General features: G+C 68.3%; 20 protein-coding genes and 1 tRNA gene. 12 read left to right on the forward strand and 9 right to left on the reverse strand.

Annotated features, from left to right (window positions below; translation table 11 throughout):
* Window positions 1-2: 2 nt before the first annotated feature.
* Window positions 3-809, forward strand: coding sequence for a cyclase family protein (locus AC07XP_RS14210; RefSeq protein ID WP_062470343.1), 807 nt, complete (start codon window positions 3-5; stop codon window positions 807-809).
* A 2-nt stretch (window positions 810-811) separates the two neighbouring features.
* A complete protein-coding gene (gene fahA / locus AC07XP_RS14215; RefSeq protein WP_495265037.1) occupies window positions 812-2,134 on the forward strand; it encodes a fumarylacetoacetase in 1,323 nt (440 codons plus the stop codon).
* 55 nt (window positions 2,135-2,189) lie between these two features.
* Here the strand turns inward: fahA and AC07XP_RS14220 are convergent.
* The 3 genes from AC07XP_RS14220 to AC07XP_RS14230 form a co-directional block, all read right to left on the reverse strand.
* Window positions 2,190-2,265, reverse strand: a tRNA-Gly gene (locus AC07XP_RS14220).
* A gap of 63 nt (window positions 2,266-2,328) precedes the next feature.
* Window positions 2,329-3,231 (reverse strand): NAD(P)/FAD-dependent oxidoreductase, encoded by a 903-nt coding sequence (locus AC07XP_RS14225; RefSeq protein WP_495265038.1) that lies wholly within the window; start codon window positions 3,229-3,231, stop codon window positions 2,329-2,331.
* Window positions 3,221-3,682, reverse strand: a complete 462-nt coding sequence (locus tag AC07XP_RS14230; RefSeq protein WP_495265039.1) for an RrF2 family transcriptional regulator — start codon at window positions 3,680-3,682, stop codon at window positions 3,221-3,223. The genes AC07XP_RS14225 and AC07XP_RS14230 overlap by 11 nt, the downstream gene beginning before the upstream one ends.
* Window positions 3,683-3,931: 249 nt before the next feature.
* On the opposite strand from AC07XP_RS14230, the gene AC07XP_RS14235 reads away from it, so the two are divergent.
* Window positions 3,932-4,408, forward strand: coding sequence for an adhesin (locus tag AC07XP_RS14235; protein ID WP_159279020.1), 477 nt, complete (start codon window positions 3,932-3,934; stop codon window positions 4,406-4,408).
* A 97-nt stretch (window positions 4,409-4,505) separates the two neighbouring features.
* On the opposite strand, the gene AC07XP_RS14240 is transcribed toward AC07XP_RS14235, so the two are convergent.
* From AC07XP_RS14240 to AC07XP_RS14260, 5 genes are all read right to left on the reverse strand, one after another.
* Entirely contained in the window at window positions 4,506-4,952 is a 447-nt protein-coding gene (locus tag AC07XP_RS14240; protein WP_062470325.1) for a MaoC family dehydratase, read from the reverse strand.
* A 10-nt stretch (window positions 4,953-4,962) separates the two neighbouring features.
* On the reverse strand, window positions 4,963-6,243 hold the full coding sequence (gene boxA / locus AC07XP_RS14245; RefSeq protein WP_095948536.1) for a benzoyl-CoA 2,3-epoxidase subunit BoxA: 1,281 nt from the start codon (window positions 6,241-6,243) through the stop codon (window positions 4,963-4,965).
* Window positions 6,244-6,380: 137 nt separating this feature from the next.
* Window positions 6,381-7,808, reverse strand: coding sequence for a benzoyl-CoA 2,3-epoxidase subunit BoxB (gene boxB / locus AC07XP_RS14250; protein ID WP_062470322.1), 1,428 nt, complete (start codon window positions 7,806-7,808; stop codon window positions 6,381-6,383).
* Window positions 7,809-7,842: 34 nt separating this feature from the next.
* The gene (boxC, locus tag AC07XP_RS14255; protein WP_495265040.1) at window positions 7,843-9,516 is read right to left on the reverse strand and encodes a 2,3-epoxybenzoyl-CoA dihydrolase; all 1,674 of its coding nucleotides are present in this window, start codon (window positions 9,514-9,516) and stop codon (window positions 7,843-7,845) included.
* Window positions 9,517-9,952: 436 nt separating this feature from the next.
* A complete protein-coding gene (locus AC07XP_RS14260; RefSeq protein ID WP_095743079.1) occupies window positions 9,953-10,900 on the reverse strand; it encodes a helix-turn-helix transcriptional regulator in 948 nt (315 codons plus the stop codon).
* A gap of 168 nt (window positions 10,901-11,068) precedes the next feature.
* On the opposite strand from AC07XP_RS14260, the gene AC07XP_RS14265 reads away from it, so the two are divergent.
* The 9 genes from AC07XP_RS14265 (at window position 11,069) to AC07XP_RS14305 (ending at window position 20,181) form a co-directional block, all read left to right on the forward strand.
* Complete coding sequence (locus AC07XP_RS14265) at window positions 11,069-11,563, forward strand: 4-hydroxylaminobenzoate lyase (protein WP_307582583.1); 495 nt, start codon at window positions 11,069-11,071, stop codon at window positions 11,561-11,563.
* A complete protein-coding gene (locus AC07XP_RS14270) occupies window positions 11,560-13,110 on the forward strand; it encodes a 3,4-dehydroadipyl-CoA semialdehyde dehydrogenase (protein WP_495265041.1) in 1,551 nt (516 codons plus the stop codon). Before AC07XP_RS14265 ends, AC07XP_RS14270 begins: the two co-directional genes overlap by 4 nt.
* A 30-nt stretch (window positions 13,111-13,140) precedes the next feature.
* Entirely contained in the window at window positions 13,141-14,694 is a 1,554-nt protein-coding gene (locus AC07XP_RS14275) for a benzoate-CoA ligase family protein (RefSeq protein ID WP_495265042.1), read from the forward strand.
* On the forward strand, window positions 14,691-15,515 hold the full coding sequence (locus tag AC07XP_RS14280) for an alpha/beta fold hydrolase (RefSeq protein WP_495265043.1): 825 nt from the start codon (window positions 14,691-14,693) through the stop codon (window positions 15,513-15,515). The genes AC07XP_RS14275 and AC07XP_RS14280 overlap by 4 nt, the downstream gene beginning before the upstream one ends.
* Window positions 15,512-16,687 (forward strand): ABC transporter substrate-binding protein, encoded by a 1,176-nt coding sequence (locus AC07XP_RS14285; RefSeq protein WP_062470303.1) that lies wholly within the window; start codon window positions 15,512-15,514, stop codon window positions 16,685-16,687. Before AC07XP_RS14280 ends, AC07XP_RS14285 begins: the two co-directional genes overlap by 4 nt.
* A gap of 105 nt (window positions 16,688-16,792) precedes the next feature.
* Complete coding sequence (locus AC07XP_RS14290) at window positions 16,793-17,665, forward strand: branched-chain amino acid ABC transporter permease (RefSeq protein WP_062470301.1); 873 nt, start codon at window positions 16,793-16,795, stop codon at window positions 17,663-17,665.
* The gene (locus tag AC07XP_RS14295) at window positions 17,662-18,645 is read left to right on the forward strand and encodes a branched-chain amino acid ABC transporter permease (protein ID WP_307582574.1); all 984 of its coding nucleotides are present in this window, start codon (window positions 17,662-17,664) and stop codon (window positions 18,643-18,645) included. Before AC07XP_RS14290 ends, AC07XP_RS14295 begins: the two co-directional genes overlap by 4 nt.
* Entirely contained in the window at window positions 18,642-19,394 is a 753-nt protein-coding gene (locus AC07XP_RS14300; protein WP_495265044.1) for an ABC transporter ATP-binding protein, read from the forward strand. Before AC07XP_RS14295 ends, AC07XP_RS14300 begins: the two co-directional genes overlap by 4 nt.
* Before the next feature lie 85 nt (window positions 19,395-19,479).
* Window positions 19,480-20,181, forward strand: coding sequence for an ABC transporter ATP-binding protein (locus AC07XP_RS14305; RefSeq protein WP_495265045.1), 702 nt, complete (start codon window positions 19,480-19,482; stop codon window positions 20,179-20,181).
* A 16-nt stretch (window positions 20,182-20,197) separates the two neighbouring features.
* Here AC07XP_RS14305 and AC07XP_RS14310 read toward each other — a convergent pair whose 3' ends face one another.
* Window positions 20,198-21,109: a LysR family transcriptional regulator gene (locus AC07XP_RS14310; RefSeq protein ID WP_495265046.1), complete on the reverse strand. Its 912-nt coding sequence runs from the start codon at window positions 21,107-21,109 to the stop codon at window positions 20,198-20,200.
* Between the last annotated feature and the right edge of the window lie 25 nt (window positions 21,110-21,134).

Raw genomic sequence — 21,134 nt, forward strand, 5'->3', positions numbered from 1 at the left:
CCATGCCACGCAAGTTCGTCGACCTGTCGATCTTTCTCGAAAACGACGTGCTGTCCGATCCGCCGGCCTTCGCGCCGAAGATCCAGTACTTCACGCACGACAACACCTTCGAGCAGATCGAGCCCTTCTTTCCCGGCCTGAAAAAGGAAGACCTGCCCGACGGCGAAGGCTGGGCGGTGGAGCTGGTGCAGCTGTCCACGCACAACGGCACGCACCTCGATGCGCCGTATCACTTCCACTCGACCATGGACAAGGCGCTGGGCGAGAAGAAGCCCGCCATCGCCATCCACGACGTGCCGCTCGAATGGTGCTTCCAGCCCGGCGTGAAGCTCGACTTTCGCCACTTCGCCGACGGCTACGTGGTCACGGCCGCCGACGTCGAGGCGGAGTTGAAGCGCATCAACCACACGCTGAGCCCGCTGGAGATCGTGGTGGTCAACACGCGCGCCGGCTCGCGCTACGGCAACCCCGACTATGTGTCGGCCGGCGCGGGCATGGGCTACGAAGCCACCATGTACCTGCTGGAACGCGGCGTGCGCCTCACGGGCACCGACGCGTGGAGCTGGGACGCGCCCTTCGTGCACACCGCCAAGAAGTACGGCGAGACGCACGACGCCTCGCTGATCTGGGAAGGCCACAAGGCCGGGCGCGACATCGGCTACTGCCACATCGAGAAGCTGCACAACCTCGAGGTGCTGCCGCCCACGGGCTTTTTCATCAGCTGCTTCCCGCACAAGATCCGCGGCGCCTCGGCGGGCTGGACGCGCGCGGTGGCGATCTTCGATGACGCGCTGATGGCGTCGGTGTGAACATGATCGAACTCAACCACACGCACGACGCCGGCGCCCGCAGCTGGGTCGCCTCGGCCAATGTCGCGGGCAGCGACTTTCCGATCCAGAACCTGCCGTATGCGATGTTCCGCCGCACCGGCAGCCCCGAGCCGTTTCGCGGCGGCGTGGCCATCGGCGACCAGGTGCTCGACCTCGCGGCGCTGGCCGCGGGCTCGCACGTCGACGGCCTGGCGCTCGATGCGGCGCGCGCCGCCGCCCTGCCCGCGCTGAACGATTTCTTCACGCTCGGCCCGCCCGCCTGGCAGGCGCTGCGCCATGCGGTCTTCGCGCTGCTGCACAGCGACGCGCCGGCCGCGACGGCGGACGACCTGCGCGGCTGCCTCGTGCCGCAGGCCGAGGTCGAATACACCGTGCCCGCGCGCATCGGCGACTACACCGACTTCTACACCTCGATCGACCACGCGCTGAACATCAGCCGCCTGATGAACCCCGACGGCGACGTCACACCCAACTTCCGCTGGGTGCCGACCGCGTACCACGGGCGCGTGTCGACCATCGGCGTGAGCGGCCAGCGCTTTCACCGGCCGATGGGCCAGGCCATGGCGCCCGGCGCGAAGGCGCCGACCTACCAGGCCTGCGCGCGGCTCGACTACGAGCTGGAGCTGGGCGTGTGGATCGGCCAGGGCAATGCGCAGGGCGAGGCGATTCCGCTCGCGCGCGCGGAGGAACACATCTTCGGCCTCTGCCTGCTCAACGACTGGTCGGCGCGCGACATCCAGTTCTGGGAAATGGCGCCGCTCGGGCCCTTCCTGGCGAAGAACTTCGCCACCACGATCTCGCCGTGGATCGTCACGATGGAAGCGCTGGCGCCCTACCGTCAGGCATGGACGCGGCCCGAGAACGAGCCGCAACCGCTGGCGTACCTGGAGAGCAGCGCGAACCGCGAAGGCGGCGCGCTCGACATCCGCCTGGAGGTCTGGCTCGAAAGCGAAAAGGCGCGCGCGCAGAAGACCGGGCCGTCTCGCCTGTCGGGCACGAGCTTCCGGCACCAGTACTGGAGCATTGCGCAGATGGTGGCGCACCACACGGTGGGCGGCTGCAGCCTGAACCCGGGCGACCTGTTCGGCAGCGGCACCATCTCGGGCCCTGGCGAGGGCGAGGCCGGCGCGATCATCGAGCTGACGCGCGCGGCGCAAACCCCGGTGACGCTGGCCAGCGGCGAGACGCGCGGTTTCCTGGAAGACGGGGATGCGGTGATGCTGCGCGGCTGGTGCGAGAAGCCCGGCCATGCGCGCATCGGTTTCGGCGAGAGCCGGGGGACCGTGCTGCCGGCGCGAGGTTGAAAGCGACGCGCCAATGAAAAAGGCCACCTGGTGAGGTGGCCTTTTTCATGCGATTTGGAGCGGGAAAAGAGTCTCGAACTCTCGACCTCAACCTTGGCAAGGTTGCGCTCTACCAACTGAGCTATTCCCGCGTGAGCCTCAGATTATAGGGTGGTTTGAGGCGGTTTGCCACCTTCCCCCGAAAAAATTTGAAATCAGGCCCCGAACACCAGCGCGCGGTGCATCGACACCCCGGCGAACAGCCCGTCGGCCGAGGCCAGCGTGGCGTTGGAAAAAGCCATCGCCACATCGCCCGCCGCGTACACGCCGGGCACCGTGGTCGTCTTCATCGCATCGACGCGCAGCACCGGGCCCGTGGGGCCGTCGTCGAACGCGCAGCCCAGTTGCTCGGCCAGCGGACTGGTCGGCCGCGTGTGCGGCGCCACGAACAGCGCCTCGATCGGCACGCGCCGGCCGTCGTCCAGGCGCACGGCCGCCAGGTCCGTCCCCTGCCCTTCGAGGCCGGCGATGCGCCCGGGCTCCACGGCCACGCCGCGTGATTGCAGCCGGGCGCGTGCCTCGGCATCCGGCCCTGCGTCGCCATTCAGGAAGAGCGTGGTCGGGCCCCACTCGGCGATCAGCAGCGCGTGGTCCGGCGGGTGCGCGCTGTGAAAGAGCACGCCCAGCGGGCGATCACCGAACTCGTAGCCGTGGCAATAAGGACAGTGCAGCACGCTTTGGCCCCAGCGTTCGCCGAGGCCCGGAATGTTGGGCAGGCCGTCCTGCACGCCGAAGGCCAGCAGCAGCTTGCGTGTCGACAGCTGCTCCCCGTTGTTCAACAAGACCGTGAAGCCCTCCGCGCCATCGGCCGTTGCCGCAGTCGCCATGCCCTCGACGAAGGTGACCGATGGATAGGCAAGCAGCTTGTCGCGCGCATCGGCAATCATCTGCAGCGGCGGCATGCCGTCCTGCCCGAAGAAACCGTGCGAGGCCGCGGCGAAGCGGTTGCGCGGCGCGCCCGCGTCGACCACGCAGACCTTCCTGCGTGCGCGCGCCAGTTGCATGGCGGCGGAGAGGCCGGCAAAGCTGCCGCCCACGATGAGTGCGTCATGGCGCATGTGCGATGTCCTTCGCGGTGAAGCCGCCACCCGTCATGCGGCGATGAAAGTCCCTGGAGAGATCGGCCAGCGTGATCCCGTTGAGCCGCCGCAACAGCAGCGCCTCGGCCTCCTGGCAGGCGCCGTCGAGCGCCGCGTTCACCGCCTGCTCGACGATGCAGCCCGGGCTCTCGGTGCGGTTGCCCATGGCCAGCAACGCAGGCGCGCCGACGGCGTTGTGGATGTCGCCCAGCGTCACCGAACTCAACGAGCACGACAGCACCCAGCCGCCGCCATGCCCCTTGGCCGAGCTGACGAAGCCGGCCTGCCGCAGCCCCGCCATGAGCCGGCGCACGACCACGGGGTTGGTCTGCATCGCCGCGGCGAGCGCCTCGGAGGTGATGGGGGCGTCCAGCTCGGCCATGTGCAGCAGCACGTGGAGCACGCCGGAAAGCTTGCCGTCTCGTTTCATGCAACATTATGAGTTGCATGTTTTCGATGACGTGGCGCATCGCGCCAAGAAACCCCGGATCGGGCGGGGATTTGCAAACGCCGCCCTAACGCACGGGCCCCCGATTCCGCCGACGGCCGATTCCCACAGCGTCGAGCGAACGCGCCGCACATGGCGACAACCTGACGGCCCGTCATGGTTGCCCCCGAATCGATCGAACCCCGGTCGGTTCTGCAAACCGTGACTCAGCAACGAAAGGAACTGTCACTCATGACTACACATGCAACCAACCGCATCTTCATCGGCGCCATGCTGGCGGGCCTGCTGGCCCTCGGCGGGACGGCCCAGGCGCAAGGCGTCGGGGTCGGCGTGGGGGTCAACGCCGATGTGAAGGCCTCGGGCAGCACCGGCGCGACGCCACAAGGCGGCGCAGCAGGCGCACGCACGCAGACCGGTGCGTCGGCCGATGCCAACGCGGACACCTCCACCTCCGGCGCGACCGGCGGCGTGGGCAATGCCGTCGGTGGCGTGCTCGGCACGGCCACGGGTGCGGTCGGCGGTGCCACCGGCGCCGTGGGCGGCGCGACGCAAGCCGTCGGCGGTGTGACCAACACCGTGGGCAGCACCGTGAACAGCGCGACCGGTGCCGCTGGCGCCGTGGGCGGCGCCGTGAAACCGGCCACGGCCGGCGCCAAGGCGAGCGGCAAGGCCCAGGGCTCGGGCGCGGTCGACCTGCACAAGAAGTAAGCAGGTCCAAGCTGCAGCGGCCGGACGCGGCTGTTGCAGCGCATCGCTCCGCAAGTAATCAAGCCCGCAGCGCTAAAGCGTTGCGGGCTTGTGTCGTTCAGAGGTCGGGGGCAGGCAGCTTGAAGAGGCTGGTGACTTCGGTGTCGAGCACCACCAGCGCGCGCTGGTTGAACAGCCGCCAACGCCAGCGCAGGATGCCGAGCGTGGGGCGCTTCTCGGAGCGGCGCACCTCGATCACGTCGGCCACGAGCCGCAGCGCATCGCCGGGGCGCACGGGGTTCGGCCAGCGCACGTGTTCGAGCCCGGGCGACGCGAACGATTCGGAGCCGGCCAGCGCCGCCTCGACCACCAGCCGCATCGCGATGGAGCAGGTGTGCCAGCCGCTCGCGATGAGCCCGCCGAAGGGGCTGCCTGCCGCCGCCTCGGCGTCGGTGTGGAACCACTGCGGGTCGTAGGCCCGCGCGAACTGCACGAGTTCGGCTTCGGTGAGCACATACGGCCCGGCCTCGATGACCTGGCCTGCGTGGAAGTCGGCGAACTGCATCCGCCGCAGCTTAGTACGTTTCGAGGTGCAGGCGGCCTTCGCGCTTGAGTTGCGCGCCGACGGTGTCCCAGTCGAGCCCCGCTTCCTTTGCCACATCGCGCAGTGCGAGCACCACGCCCTCTTCCATGCTCTTCAGGCCGCACACGTAGAAGTGGCTGGCGCCGTCTTTGAGCAGCGCGGCCAGGTCGGCGGCGCGTTCGCGCATCAGGTCCTGCACGTAGCGCTTGGGTTGGCCCGGCGTGCGCGAGAACGCGAAGTTGATGTCGATGAAGTCTTTCGGCAGCGACTGCAGCGGGCCGAAGTACGGCAGCTCCTGCTGCGTGCGCGCGCCGAAGAACAGCATGAGCTTGCCGCCTTCGAACTTGCCGCTCTTGCGCAGGCGCCGGCGCCATTCGGTCATGGCGCGCATGGGCGCGCTGCCGGTGCCGGTGCAGATCATCACGATGTGCGACTTGGGGTGGTTCGGCATCAGGAACGAGGCGCCGAAGGGCCCCACCACCTGCACGGTGTCGCCCACCTTGAGGTCGCACACGTAGTTGGAGCACACGCCGCGCACCGGGTCGCCCTCGTGGTCCTCGGTGACGCGCTTCACGGTGAGCGAGACGTTGTTGTAGCCGGGCCGCTCGCCGTTGCGCGGGCTGGCCACCGAGTACTGGCGCGCATGGTGGCGCTTGCCGATGGCATCGACGCCCGGCGGCACGATGCCGATCGACTGGCCTTCGAGCACCGGGAACGGCACCACGCCGAAGTCGAGCACGATGTGGTGGGTCTCGCTGTCAAAGCCCGCTTCGGTGCAGTTGAAGTTGCCCACCACGGTGGCGGTGGTCGGCGTCTTCGGCGGAAAGAGGTTGGTGTAGGCGTGCGCGGCCGACCAGGGCGGCACGCTGGCGCCGTACTGCGCGGAATTGAAGGCGGGCTCGGTGCCCTGCACGGCGGCCTGGGCCTGCGTCTGGGCAGGCACTTCCGCGGCGTCGGCCGCAGCGCCGGACACGCCCGCCGCCTCGAGTTCTTCGGGCGAGAGCTCGGCGGGGAGTTCTTCCCACGTGAGCTGTTCTTCGATGGTGTACGCACGCACCAGCGGCATGGTGCGCCAGTTGTCGATCGAGCCCGTGGGGCACGGCGAGATGCAGGCCATGCAGCCATTGCAGACGTCCGCACGAACGACATAGTTGTTGTCGTCGTGCGTGATCGCGTTCACGGGGCAGGTCGCCTCGCAGGTGTTGCAGCGGATGCAGATCTCGGGGTCGATCAGGTGCTGCTTGATGACCCCGGCTTCAACGACCATATCCATCGTGTTCTCCTTTTTCACCCGGGCCCCTTTCGCGAAGCACCGCGGAACCGGCTTTGCCGGGCCGCAGGTGCTGCCCCCGGCAAGGGGGTTGGCGAAGCGACACGAAGTGCGCGCAGCCTGGGGGTGTACCTAATTCTTCAGCCGAAACGCACGTACTCAAAGTCGACAGGCTGGCGATTGATGCCCATCACCGGCGGCGAGATCCAGCCTGCGAACTTGCCCGGCTCGATCACGCGGCCCATCAACGATGCCACGAAAGCGAAGTCTTCGGAACTCGGCAGCCATTCGTCGCGCTTGGCGGCCCATTCGATGTCGTTCACCACGCGGCCCTCGGGCGACATCTTGATGCCGGCGAGTGCGCCGATCTGGCGGTTGAAGGCCTTGTGCGGCACGACCAGGCGGGTGGGAATGCCGGCCTTCTCGAGCACCTTGTTCCAGCGGCCGACGCCGGCCACGGAGTCCTTGATGAAGTCGTCGCGCAGCACTTCGTTCAGGGCGTTGAGCATCGGCACGTCCTTCTCGACGAGCTGGCCGTCCTTCACCTCGAGCACCTTGTAGGTCTGGCCCTTGAGCACGTGGTCGTCGTCGCGCTTGCCTTCTTCGTAGCGGCCCTTCAGGCCCGAGCTGTAGAAGATGGCGGCGTTGCTCGACTGGTCGGCGCCGAACAGGTCGATGGTCACCGAGTAGTGGAAGTTCAGGTAGCGCTGGATGGTGCCCAGGTCGATGCAGCCGGCGGCGCGGATCTTCTGCGCGTCGTCGGTCTTCAGCTCGTTCATGACCTGCGCGGTGCGCGCGATGACGCGCGACACGCCGCTCTCGCCCACGAACATGTGGTGCGCCTCTTCGGTCAGCATGAACTTCGTGGTGCGCGCCAGCGGGTCGAACGCGCTCTCGGCCAGCGCAGCCAGCTGGAACTTGCCGTCGCGGTCGGTGAAGTAGGTGAACATGAAGAACGCGAGCCAGTCGGGCGTCTTCTCGTTGAAGGCGCCCAGGATGCGCGGGTTGTTGGCATCGCCCGAGGTGCGCTGCAGCAGCGCGTCGGCCTCTTCGCGGCCGTCGCGGCCGAAGTGCTTCTGCAGCAGGTAGACCATGGCCCACAGGTGGCGGCCTTCTTCGACGTTGATCTGGAACAGGTTGCGCAGGTCGTACATCGACGGCGCCGTGAGGCCCAGGTGGCGCTGCTGCTCGACCGACGCGGGCTCGGTGTCGCCCTGCGTGACGATGATGCGGCGCAGGTTGGCGCGGTGTTCGCCGGGCACGTCCTGCCAGACCTTCTCGCCCTTGTGGTCGCCGAAGTGCACTTCGCGGTTGGCGTCGCCCGGGTTCAGGAAGATGCCCCAGCGGTAGTCGCGCATCTTCACGTGGCCGAACTGGGCCCAGCCCTGCGGGTCGACGCTCACGGCCGTGCGCAGGTACACCTCGTGGTTGGTGGAGCCCTCGGGGCCCACGTCGTCCCACCAGTTGATGAAGTTGGGCTGCCAGCCTTCGAGCGCGCGCTGCAGCGTGCGGTCTTCGCCGAGGTTGACGTTGTTGGGGATCTTCTCGCTGTAGTTGATCGTGCTCATCGTTGTTCCTTGGGTTGTGCGGACTGCTCTGTGCTCAAACGCGGTTCAGGTCGAAGCCGGCTTTTTGACCGGTGCCGTAGACCTTCAGCGCGCCCTTCTCGCCGACGGCGTTGGGGCGGTTGAAGATCCAGTTCTGCCAGGCCGTGAGGCGGCCGAAGATGCGGGTGGCCATGTTCTCCTTGCTGGCGAAGCGCAGGTTGGCTTCGAGGCCGGTGAGTGCGTCGGGCGACATGGCGGCGCGCTCTTCGATGGCGATGCGGATCTCGTCGTCCCAGTCGATGTCGTCGGGCGCGGCGGTGACGAGGCCGAGCTTCACGGCTTCGTCGGCGTCGAGCGCCTGGCCGGCGGCGGCGCGCGCAGCTTCGAGCGGTGCGGCCTCTTCGTAGAAGCGGCGCTGCAGGCGGCTCTGGTCGTTCACCATCGGGAAGAAGCCGAAGTTGAATTCGTTGAGCGTGAGCTTGGGTGCGCGCGCGGCGTCGTCGGGCAGCGCGAGCATGTAGGTGCGGTCGGCCGCGAAGGCCAGCTCGGCCAGCGTGCCGGCGAAGCATGAGCCGGCTTCGACCAGCGCGAAGAGGCTGCGCGACGACACATCCAGGCGCGCCAGGGTGCGGCGCAGCGCGCCGATGGTTTCGCGCACCAGCCAGTGGTCCTTGTTGGCGAACATCACGGCATCGGAGGCGAGCACGGCGGCGGCGTCGCCTTCGGTCTTGAGCAGCCAGGTGCCGACGTCGAGTTCGTTGGTGCGCAGGTTGAGGATGGCGTCGTCGAGCTCGCGGCACACGGCCAGCGGCCACCAGGCGGCGCCTGCGGCTTCGATGGCGGCGATGTCGGCCGGCTGCGCGCCGGTGGGCGCCTTCACGGTGATCGTCGCGGTGCGCTTGCTGCGGTCGATCTGCACATTGACGTTGGCATACGCGATGCCGTCGGCGCTGTCGGTGCGCTCGACGCGGGTCAGGGCCACGCCCTTGGCGCCGGCGGGGCGGTCGCTGCCGGCGGCGAGTTGGGTGGCGCGTTCCTGCACGGCGGCCGGGAACTGCGCGGGCTTGGCCACGGCATCGACCAGGCGCCAGTCGACCGCGCGCTGGCCGCGCACGCCTTCGACGCTGGTGCAGAAGATGTCGGCGAGGTCATGACGCACGTGGCGCTTGTCGGTCACGCGGGTCAGGCCGCCGGTGCCGGGCAGCACGCCGAGCAGGGGCACTTCGGGCAGCGAGACGGAAGAAGAGCGGTCGTCGACCAGCAGGATTTCGTCGCAGGCCAGTGCCAGCTCGTAGCCGCCGCCGGCGCAGGCGCCGTTCACGGCCGCGAGGAACTTCAGGCCCGAGTGCTTCGAGGTGTCTTCGATGCCGTTGCGCGTCTCGTTGGTGAACTTGCAGAAGTTCACCTTCCAGGCGTGGCTGGAAACGCCGAGCATGAAGATGTTGGCGCCGGAGCAGAAGATCCGGTCCTTGCCGCTGGTGACGATCACGCTGCGCACTTCGGGGTGCTCGAAGCGGATGCGGTTGAGCGCATCGTTCAGCTCGATGTCCACGCCCAGGTCGTAGCTGTTGAGCTTGAGCTTGTAGCCGGGGCGGATGCCGCCGTCTTCCGCGATGTCGAGCGTGAGGCGCGCAATGGCGCCGTCGAAGCTCAGCGACCAGTGGCGGTACTGGGCGGGTTCGATGCGGTAGTCGACGCGCTGGGGCGCCTGGAGCGTGGTGTCGGTCATGCGGAAGTCTCCTGTGGGGCTGTGTTCAGAAAACCGTGAACAGGAATAATAATGCACTTCCTTGTTCCGATGACATGCATCATGCTGCATGCAAACAGGCAAGTCAATGCCTGTTGTGCTTTTTTTCAGATTTCAGGCGGATGAGGGATCAGGGGGCGTGCGCAGGACACCGGGTGCTTCCCTCCGCGAATGTCCCCCGGGCTTCGCCCTCCTCCTTAATTTCGCTGCGGGAAGCACCCAGTGCCCTGCGCACGGGGGCACGCGGTCGGTTCACGGCCGATCAACAACTGCTCTGAAACGCTCACGCCGATGGGGTGCCTTGCGCAGCGAAATCAAGGAGGAGGCCGCAGGCCGGGGGACATTCGCGGAGCAAGGTACCCCGTCGGCGGGAGCGTCGCCCTGAACAGCGAACGCCCCAACGCCAGCAAGCGAAAACTCAGGCCAACCCCATCGACTGCCGGGCAACCGCACGCAGCGCCTGAAAGCTCTGCGGCAACGTCTTCCCACTGGTATCGACCGACAGATCGGCCTTCGAATAGAAGGCAGCGCGGCCATTCAGGATGCGCCGCAGGTCTTCCATGGCTTCCTTGCTGGCCGCCATCGGGCGGGTGTCGCCCTGGGCGGCCACGCGGCCCATGTGCTCCTCGGGCGCGGCCTGCAGCCACACGGTGGTGCAGTGGGCGAGCAGCTCGTTGAAGGTGGCTGGGTCGGACACGATGCCGCCGGGCGTGGCGATGACCACCTCGCTGTAGATCTGCACTGCTTCTTCCAGCGCGCGGCGCTCGTAGCGGCGGTAGGCGTTGGTGCCGTACAGGTCGTGGATTTCGCGCACGCTGCAGCCCGCCAGCTTCTCGATCTCGCGGCTCAGTTCGATGAACGGAATTTCGAGGTCCTCGGCCAGCATCTGCCCCAGCGTCGACTTGCCCGCGCCGCGCAGCCCCACGAGCGCGATGCGCCGGTGCCGCGCCGGGTCGACCGAAGCCGTGCCCAGCATCTCGCCGAGCGCCACGCGCACGCGGCGCAGGTCGGCCTCACTGCGGTGCTCGAGCAGTTCGCGGATCAGCAGCCACTCGGGCGAGCTGGTCGTCACGTCGCCCACCAGCTCGGCCAGCGAGCAGTGCAGCGCCCCGGCCACCTGCTGCAGCACCAGGATCGATGCGTTGCCGATGCCGTATTCCAGGTTCGCCAGGTGGCGCTCCGACACGTCGGCCGACAGGGCCACCGCCTTGCGCGTGAGGCCGCGCTGCGCGCGCAGATTGCGCACGCGGTCGCCCAGCGCCACCAGCAATGGGTTCTTGGCCTCCCCGGCCACGGCGGCGCCGTGGTTGTTGCCGGTGCCGCCCTCGGGCGCGGTGGCCAGCACCGCGTCTACATGCTCGTTCATGCCATTCCTCGTTCTTCGCCGGGATTGTGCGCGCTCAGGGTAAACACCATAGATGCACTATATTGCTTGACACCTGTTGTCTCGCTGCTTATTGTTCGATCACACGCAAGATACTGCACACGCAGACTTCCTGCAAGAAGACGATAGTTCATCCGTTCGAGGCCCACGATGTCCGACACCCCCACGCCCGCCACCGGCAAGGCGGCATTTCACCAGCTGATCGCCGACCTGACCGCCGAGATCGCCGGCCAGCCACTGGACGCCACGCTCGACCAGTGGCTCAACGCCACCCACGGCGCCGGCAGCGCCCGCTTTGCGCAACTGCGCCAGGCCTGCATCGGCGGCGTCGCCGAAGGCTGGCTGTGCGATCGCGAAGGCGGCGGCATCAAGTACGGCCGCGTCTTCAAGGCCGAGGACGCATTGCACCGCTTCTCGGTCGACGTGGTCGACATGCAGGACCTCGCCGGCCCGCACCACACGCACCCCAACGGCGAGATCGACCTGATCATGCCGCTGGACGACACCCCCGCCGCCACCTTCGACGGACGGCCCGCGGGCTGGTGCGTCTACGGGCCCGGCACCGCACACCGCCCGACCGTGGCCCAGGGCCGCGCGCTCGTCCTCTACCTGCTGCCCGAGGGGCAGATCAAGTTCACCGCATGACCGACCTCCTTTCCAACCACGTCGCCGGCCGCTGGCAAAGCGGCACGGGCGCCGGCACGCCCCTGTTCGACCCGGTGCTCGGCACCGAACTCGCGCGCGTCGACGCCACCGGCCTCGACCTGCCCGAAGCCTTCGCCTTTGCGCGTGAACAAGGCGGCCGCGCGCTGCGCGCCCTCACCTACCGCCAGCGCGCCGGCCTGCTCGCCGCGCTCGTGAAAGTGCTGCAGGCCAACCGCGACGCGTACTACGAGATCGCCACCGCGAACTGCGGCACGGTGAAGAACGACTCGGCCGTCGACATCGACGGCGCGATATTCACGCTCGGCCAGTACGCCAAGTGGGGCGATGCGCTCGGCGACGTGCGCGCGCTGCGCGACGGCGAGGCCGTGAAGCTCGGCAAGGAGCCGGTGTTCCAGTCGCAGCACCTGCAGGTGCCGACGCTGGGCGTGGCGCTGTTCATCAACGCCTTCAACTTCCCGTCGTGGGGCCTGTGGGAAAAGGCCGCGCCCGCGCTGCTGTCGGGCGTGCCCGTGATCGTCAAGCCCGCCACGGCCACCGCCTGGCTCACGCAGCGCATGGTGAAAGATGTGGTGGACGCGGGCGTGCTGCCGGCCGGTGCACTGTCGGTCATCTGCGGCAGCTCGGCCGGCCTGATGGACCAGCTGCAGCCCTTCGACGTGGTCTCGTTCACCGGCTCGGCCGAGACGGCCGCCGTGATCCGTTCGCACCTGGCCGTGGCCGAGCGCTCGGTGCGCGTGAACATCGAGGCCGACAGCCTCAACAGCGCCCTGCTGCTGCCCGGCGCCGCGCCCGGCAGCGAGGCCTTCAACCTCCTCGTGCGCGAAGTGGTGCGCGAGATGACGGTGAAGTCGGGCCAGAAGTGCACCGCCATCCGCCGCATCCTGGTGCCGGCCGAGGTGTACGACGCAGCGGCTGAGGCCATCGGCGCGAAGCTCGCGGGCGTCACGGTCGGCAACCCGCGCAACGACAACGTGCGCATGGGTTCGCTCGTGAGCCGCGCACAGCTGAACGCGGTGCGCGACGGCCTCGACGCCCTGGCCGCGCAGACCACCGTGCTGCACGACAGCAGTAACAAGCCCCTCATCGACGCCGACCCCGCCGTGGCCGCCTGCATCGGCCCCGTGCTGCTGGGCGCGCGCGACGCCGATGCGGCGCAGCGCGTGCACGACGTGGAAGTGTTCGGCCCGGTCGCCACGCTGCTGCCCTACAACGACCTGGCGCACGGCATCGCGCTCGCACACCGGGGCCAGGGTTCGCTCGTCACCTCGCTGTACGGCAGCGACGATGCCGCGCTGGCCCAGGCCGCGCTGTCGGTCGCACCGAGCCACGGGCGCGTGCACGTGATCACGCCCGAGGTGGCGCAGGCCCACACCGGCCACGGCAACGTGATGCCGATGTCGATGCACGGCGGCCCCGGCCGCGCGGGTGGCGGCGCCGAACTGGGCGGCCTGCGCGCGCTCGATTTCTATCACCGCAGGAGCGCGGTGCAGGCGAGCCCCGGCGTGCTCGCCGCCCTCGGCCTCTAGCGCCACGCACAGGCCCCAAGGAGACACACGATGAACAGCAGCCTGCCCGCACGATTCAACTTTGCCGAACACCTGTTCGCCCTCAACCGCGGCCGCGCCGCACGCACCGCCTACATCGACGACCGCGGCACGCTGAGCTACGGCCAGCTCGAAGACCGCGCGCGCCGCCTGGCCGCCGCGCTGAAGGCCGCGGGCATCCGCCGCGAAGAGCGCGTGCTGCTGCTCATGCTCGACGGTAACGACTGGCCCGTGAGTTTCCTGGGCTGCCTCTACGCGGGCATCGTGCCCGTGGCCGTGAACACGCTGCTCACGCCCGACGACTACGCCTACATGCTCGACCACAGCCGCGCGCAGGCGGTGCTGGTGTCGGGCGCGCTGCTGCCGACCTTGCAAGATGCGATGGCGCGCGGCGGCCATGAAGTGCAGACGCTGCTCGTGTCGCAACCGACGGGCGCGCTGCCCGAAGGCGCGCAGGAATTCGAAGCCGCGCTCGCCGCCGCCGAGCCCCTGCCCGCACCGGCACCCACCGCGTCGGACGACCCCGGCTTCTGGCTCTATTCCTCCGGCTCCACCGGCAAGCCCAAGGGCACGGTGCACACGCACGCCAACCTGTGGTGGACCGCCGAGCTCTACGGCAAGCCCGTGCTCGGCCTCACCGAAGGCGACGTGTGCTTCTCGGCCGCCAAGATGTACTTCGCGTACGGCCTGGGCAATGCGCTGACCTTCCCGCTGTCGGTGGGTGCCACCGTGGTGCTGATGGCCGAGCGCCCCACGCCTGACGCCACCTTCCGCCGCTGGACCGAGCACAAGCCCACGGTGTTTTTCGGCGCGCCCACCGGCTTCGCGGGCATGCTCGCCTCGCCGAAGCTGCCGGCGCGCGAAGCCGTGGCGCTGCGCATGTGCTCGTCGGCCGGCGAGGCGCTGCCCGGCGAGATCGCACAGCGTTTCAAGGCGCACTTCGGCTGCGAGATCATCGACGGCATCGGCTCCACGGAGATGCTGCACATCTTCATTTCCAACCGCCCCGGCGACGTGCGCTACGGCACCACCGGCAAGCCGGTGGATGGCTACGAAGTCGAGCTGCGCGGCGAGGACGGCCGCCCCGTGCCCGACGGCGAGGTGGGCGACCTGTACATCCGCGGCCCGAGCTCGGCACTGATGTACTGGTGCAACCGCGAGAAATCGCGCGACACCTTCCAGGGCGGCTGGACCAAGAGCGGCGACAAGTACACGCGCGACGCCGACGGCTACTTCACCTATGCAGGCCGCAGCGACGACATGCTCAAGGTCAGCGGCATCTACGTCTCGCCCTTCGAGGTCGAGGCCACGTTGATGCAGCACCCGGCTGTGCTCGAGGCCGCCGTCATCGGCAAGGACGACGCCGACGGGCTCACGAAGACCAAGGCCTTCGTGGTGCTGAAAGACGGCGCCGCCGCCACCGAGGACGAACTCAAGGCCTTCGTGAAGGAGCGCCTGGCGCCCTACAAGTACCCGCGCTTCCTGGAGTTCGTGAGCGAGCTGCCGAAGACGGCCACCGGCAAGATCCAGCGCTTCCGGCTGCGCGAACGCGAGAAGCAGGCATGAGCACGCCCACGGTTGCCACCGACTTCGCCACCATCGACTGGCGCGGGCGCACCGTGCGCATCGAGTGCCGGTGGATCGCCCCCGAACGCGGCGCCGATGCCCCGCTCATCGTGTTCCTGCACGAAGGCCTGGGCTCCGTCGCGATGTGGAAGGACTTCCCCGCCCAGGTCTGCGAAGCCGCCGGCGCGCGCGGGCTCGTGTTCTCGCGCCCCGGCTACGGCCGTTCCACGCCGCGCGCCGAGGACGAGATCTGGGACGTCGACTTCATGCACCGCCAGGCGCACGAGGTACTGCCCGCGCTGTTCGCCGCGCTGAAGCTCGGCGACGAGAAGCCGTGGCTCTTCGGCCACAGCGACGGCGGCTCGATCTCGCTGCTGTACGCCTCGCGCTTCTCCGACAAGGTCGCGGGCCTCGTGGTGCTGGCGCCGCACATCTTCGTGGAAGACAAGACCGTCGCGAACATCGAGATCGCACGCACCGCCTACCGCACCACCGACCTGCCTGCCAAGCTCGGCCGCTACCACGACAGCGCCGACTCGGCCTTCTGGGGCTGGAACCGCATCTGGCTGCACCCGCCCTTTCGCGACTGGAACATCGAGGCCGAGCTGGCCACCATCCGCTGCCCCGTGCTCGCGGTGCAGGGCATCGACGACGAGTACGGCACGCTTGCGCAGATCCGCGACATCGCCCCGCGCGTCGGTGGAGTTTGCGAGCTGCTCGAAATCCCTGAATGCGGGCATTCCCCGCATCGCGATCAGCCGGATCGTGTCATCGTCGCGACCGCTTCTTTCATCACCAACAACAGGAGACAGACACCATGACGAACCTTCGCACCGCGCGCCTGGCGCTCACGGCCATCGCCCTCGCCGCCCTGGCCTCCGCGGCCGGCGCACAGGGCACGGCAAAGCTCAAGGTCGGCCTCATGCTGCCCTACAGCGGTACCTACACCGCCCTGGGCGTGGCCATTGAAAACGGCTTCAAGCTCTACGTGGAACAGCAGGGCGGCAAGCTGGCCGGCCGCGAGATCGAATACTTCAAGGTCGACGACGAGTCCGACCCCGCCAAGGCCACCGACAACGTCAACAAGCTCATCAAGCGCGACAACGTCGACGTGATCGTCGGCACCGTGCACTCGGGCGTGGCCATGGCCATGGCCAAGGCCGCCAAGGAAAGCGGCACCGTGCTCATCGTGCCGAACGCCGGCGCCGACGCGGTGACGGGCCCCATGTGCGCGCCCAACATCTTCCGCAGCTCGTTCAGCAACTGGCAGCCGGCCTACGCCATGGGCGAAGTGGCGGCCAAGCAGCAGGGCAAGAAGAAGGTCATGACCATCACCTGGAAGTACGCGGCCGGCGAAGAGTCGGTCAACGGCTTCAAGGAAGGCTTCGAGAAGAACGGCGGCAAGGTCGACAAGCAGCTCACCCTGCCCTTCCCCAACGTGGAGTTCCAGGCGCTGCTGACCGAGATCGCGGCGGCCAAGCCCGATGCGGTGTACGCCTTCTTCGCGGGCGGCGGCGCGGTGAAGTTCGTCAAGGACTACCAGGCCGCCGGCCTGAACAAGACCATCCCGCTGTACGGCCCCGGCTTCCTGACCGACGGCACGCTCGACGCGCAGGGCGAATCGGCGCAAGGCATGCTCACCACGCTGCACTACGCCGACGGCCTGAACACCCCGCGTGACAACGCTTTCCGCGTGGCCTACGCCAAGTCGTTCAAGCTGCAGCCCGACGTGTACGCGGTACAGGGCTACGACGCCGCGCAGATGCTGGGCGTGGGCCTGAATGCCACCAAGGGCGACATCTCGAAGAAGGCCGAGTTCACGGGCGCGATCGAGAAGGCCAAGATCGACAGCCCGCGCGGCACCTTCACGGTGAGCAAGTCGCACAACCCGGTGCAGGACATCTACCTGCGCAAGGTCGAAGGCAAGGAAAACAAGCTGGTGAGCACCGCGATCAAGGGTCTCTCCGATCCGGCCCGCGGCTGCCGGATGTAAGCAGGGCCACGGGCCTTCGGTTCTCTCTCGTTCCCTCGCGGCCCCGATCCATTTCACGGGGCTGCGAGCCGCCTTGCGGCAACCACAACCAACTGGGATCTCACGGTGGATTTCGGAACCTTTCTCGTGCAGTGCCTGAACTCCGTTCAGTACGGCCTGCTGCTCTTTCTCGTGGCCTCGGGGCTGACGCTGATCTTCGGGATCATGGGCGTCATCAACCTCGCGCACGGGAGCTTCTACATGATCGGCGCCTACATGGCGTTCTCGCTGGCGCCGCTGTTCGGCGACCAGTTCCTGCTGATGCTGGTGGCCGGCGTGGTGCTGGCCGCGATCTTCGGCTACGTGCTGGAGTGGGCCTTCTTCAGCTACCTCTACCAACGCGACCACCTGCAGCAGGTGCTCATGACCTACGGGCTCATCCTGGTGTTCGAGGAACTGCGCTCCATCTTCGTGGGCAACGACGTGCACGGCGTGAAGGTGCCCGCGTGGCTGGACGGCAGCTTCGCGCTGGGCAACGTCATGAGCTACCCGTGGTATCGCCTGTTTGCATCGGCGGCCTGCATCGTGCTGGCCGTGGGCCTGTACTACGTGGTGAACCGCACGCGCCTGGGCATGATGATCCGCGCCGGCGCCAGCAACCGCGACATGGTGCGCGGCCTGGGCATCGACGTGAAGCGGCTGTACCGCATCGTGTTCGCGGCCGGCGTGGCGCTGGCGGCGCTGGCCGGCATGATCGCCGCGCCGATGTCCTCGGTGTACCCCAACATGGGCGCGAGCGTGCTCATCATCTGCTTCGTGCTGGTGGTGATCGGCGGCATCGGCTCGATCACCGGGGCGCTCGTGGCCTCGCTGCTGGTGGGCTTCGTCGATACCTTCGGCAAGGTGTTCTTCGCCGACCTGGCGGGCATCGGCATCTACCTCTTGATGGCCATCGTGCTGATCTGGAAGCCCGAAGGCTTGATGGGGAGGCGGCCATGAGCCCCGTGGTTGCATCCGCACCTTCGTCGCCGCGGCGTGGCGCCTTCATCGTGCCCGTGCTGTGCGCCATCGCGCTCGCCGTGGCCGGCCCGCTGCTGGGCAACTATGCGTCGGACTTCATCGTCAAGGTGATGATCCTGTCGATCTTCGCGCTCAGCCTGGAGCTGCTCGTGGGCATGACCGGGCTCGTGAGCCTGGGCCATGCGGCCTTCTACGGCATCGGCGCGTACGTCACCGTGCTGGCCTCGGGCAACGAGGGCGGCAACTTCGCAGTGCTGCTCGTGCTGTCGATGGGCGCGGCGGCGCTGTATGCGCTCTTCGTGGGCGCGCTGAGCCTGCGCACGCGCGGCGTGTACTTCATCATGGTCACGCTGGCCTTTGCGCAGATGGCCTTCTTCGTGTTCCACGACACCAAGGTCGGCGGCGGCAGCGACGGCATCTACCTGTACGTGCGCCCGGCCCTCGGCGCGCTCGACATGGAAAACCGCACGGTGCTGTTCTACGTGGTGCTGGCGGCGCTGGTGTTCACCTACGGCCTGCTGGCGCTCATCCGCCGCTCGCGCTTCGGCGCGGCGCTCGCGGGCATCCGCGTGAACGAGCAGCGCATGCGCGCGGCGGGCTTCGCGGTGTACGGCTACAAGCTCGCGGCCTTCGTGCTCGCGGGCGCGCTGGCCGGGCTCGCGGGCTTTCTGCTGGCCTCGCGCGACGGCGTGGTCAACCCTGAGCTGATGGCATGGCACAACTCGGGCGAGGTGCTGCTGATGGTGATCCTCGGTGGCCTCGGCCACCTGCGCGGCGCGGTGATCGGCGCCGTGGCCTTCACGCTGCTGAAGGAAATCTTCTCCACCCACGCCGTGATGGGCCCGCTGGCCGACCACTGGCAACTCACGCTGGGCATTGCCATCATCGTGTTCGTGGCGCTGCTGCCCAAGGGCCTGATCGGCCTGGTGCAGCGCCTGTCGCCGAAGGGAGGCGCATGACCACCGCACTGCTGTCCGTGGACAAGCTCACGCGCCGCTTCGGCGGCCTCACGGCCGTCAACGCCGTCACGCTCGACCTGCACATCGGCGAGGTGCATGCGGTGATCGGCACCAACGGCGCCGGCAAGTCGACGCTCATCAACATGCTCTCGGGCGAGATCGAGGCCTCCGAGGGCCGCATCGCCCTGGACGGCGTCGACATCACCGCGCGCGCGCAGTCGCGCCGCGCCCGCGACGGCGTGGGCCGCAGCTACCAGCGCACCACCATCTTCCCGGAGTTCACGGTGCACGAGAACTGCCGCCTCGCCGCGCAGGCCGCCACGGCAAAACCGTGGGCGATCTGGCAGTCGTCGCAGCGCTGCGCCACGAGCAACGCCTCGGCCGACGCCGCGCTCGAAGCGGCGGGCCTCACGGCCGAAGCCCGGCGCGTCGCCGGCACGCTGAGCCACGGCGCGCAACGCCAGCTCGAAGTGGCGATGTGCCTGGCCACCCACCCGCGCGTGCTGCTGCTGGACGAACCGCTCGCCGGCATGGGCGCGGAAGAGACCGACCGCATGCTCACGCTGCTCGCGCGGCTGAAAGCCACGCACGCCATCCTGCTGGTGGAGCACGACATGGACGCCGTGTTCCGCATCGCCGACCGCATCACGGTGATGGTGAACGGCACCGTCATCGCCACGGGCAACCCACAAGAAATTCGCGAGAACCCCGAGGTCCGCACCGCCTACCTCGGCGAGGAGAAGCATTGATGCCCCCACGCTCATCACTTCGTGTATTCGCTGCCCCCCGAGGGGGCGCAGGCCTCCCTTGGGGCGGCCCGGCGGGAGGCCTGAGATGCTGATCGTTCGCGACCTCAACACCTACTACGGCAACAGCCACATCCTGCGCGGCGTGCACGCCGGCATTCCGGCGGCGACCTCCGTCGGCCTGCTCGGGCGCAACGGCATGGGCAAGACCACGCTGATCCGCACCATCATGGGCTACGTGCGCCCCGCGTCAGGCGAAGTGCAGGTCGACGGCCGCACCGTCACCGGCCTGCCGCCCGAGAAGATGGCACGCCTGGGCATCGGCTATGTGCCCGAAGGGCGCGGCATCTTCCCGAACCTGTCGGTGCGCGAGAACCTCGTGATGAGCGAACGCGCCGGCATCGACGGCCAGCGCGCCTGGACCTTCGACCGCGTGATGGCCACCTTTCCGCGCCTGTCGGAACGGCTCACGCACGGCGGCCAGCAGCTGTCGGGCGGCGAGCAGCAGATGCTCTCCATCGGCCGCGCGCTCATGACCAACCCGCGCCTCTTGATCCTCGACGAGGCCACCGAAGGCCTCGCCCCACTGATCGTGGCCGAGATCTGGCGCGTGATCAGCGAGATCCGCGCGACGAGCATCGCCACGCTGATCGTCGACCGCGACTACCGCAAGGTGCTCGCGCACACGGACCTGGCGGTGGTGATGGAGAAGGGGCAGATCGTGCGGCATGGGGCGTCGGCGGATCTGCTGGCCGAGCCGACGGTGCTGGAGGAATTGCTGGGCGTGTGAGCATGCGTGGCGGGCGTCACCCGGTCCGCTGCGCCATCAGGAAATCGATGAACACCCGCATGCGCAGCGGCACGTGGCGCCCGTCCGGGTACAGCAGCGTGTAGGGCCGCGAGCGACCAGCGAAAGGTTTCAGCACCTCGACGAGCGCGCCGTCGGCCAGTTCCTTCTCCACGACGAAGCGGTAGGTCTGGAACAACCCGGCGCCGCTTTTCGCGAGCGTGACGCCGCCAAGCACGTCGTCGGAGCAGCTGTAGGCGCCGTCCGCGAACACTTCGCGGTCCTTGCCGTTCTCCTTGAAGAGCCACGAAATGCGGCGGCCGCTGCTGGGCAGCTCGAACTGGATGCACTCGTGCGCGGCGAGATCGTCCAGCGTGCGGGGCGTGCCGGCCCTCCGCAGGTATTTGCGCGTGGCGACCACGACCAGGTCCGCATCCTCGAGGTGCCGCGCGATCAGCGTGGAGTCGGGCTGGGCGCGCACGCGCACGGCCATGTCGTAGCCCTCTTCCACGAAATCGATGTTGCGGTTGCTCAGGTGCACGTGCAGCCGGATGTCGGGAAAGCGTTCGCGAAACGCCGGCAGCAAGGGCAGGATGCGGTGGTGGCCGTAGGTGGTCGGCACGCTGATGCGCAGCGTGCCCGAAGGCAGCGCCTGCTGGCCCATCACCTCGCGCTCGGCCTCGGCGAGCTGCGCCAGCGCCTGTCGGCACTGCGCAAAGTAGACACGGCCCGCGTCGGTGAGCCGCACGCTGCGCGTGGTGCGCACGAAAAGCCGCAATCCCAGCCGCTTCTCGAGCCGGGAGATCGATCGGCTCACGGCCGCCGGCGTCACACCGGCAGCGAGTGCCGCCGAGGTGAAGCCGCCGCTCTCCGCCGCGAGGCAGAACAACTCGATGCTGCCCAGAAGGATGTCGCCGAACTGCCGCTGCATGGATTGATTACCTTGTGTATCAGGT

The organism is Variovorax sp. GW531-E2 (assembly GCF_059423125.1).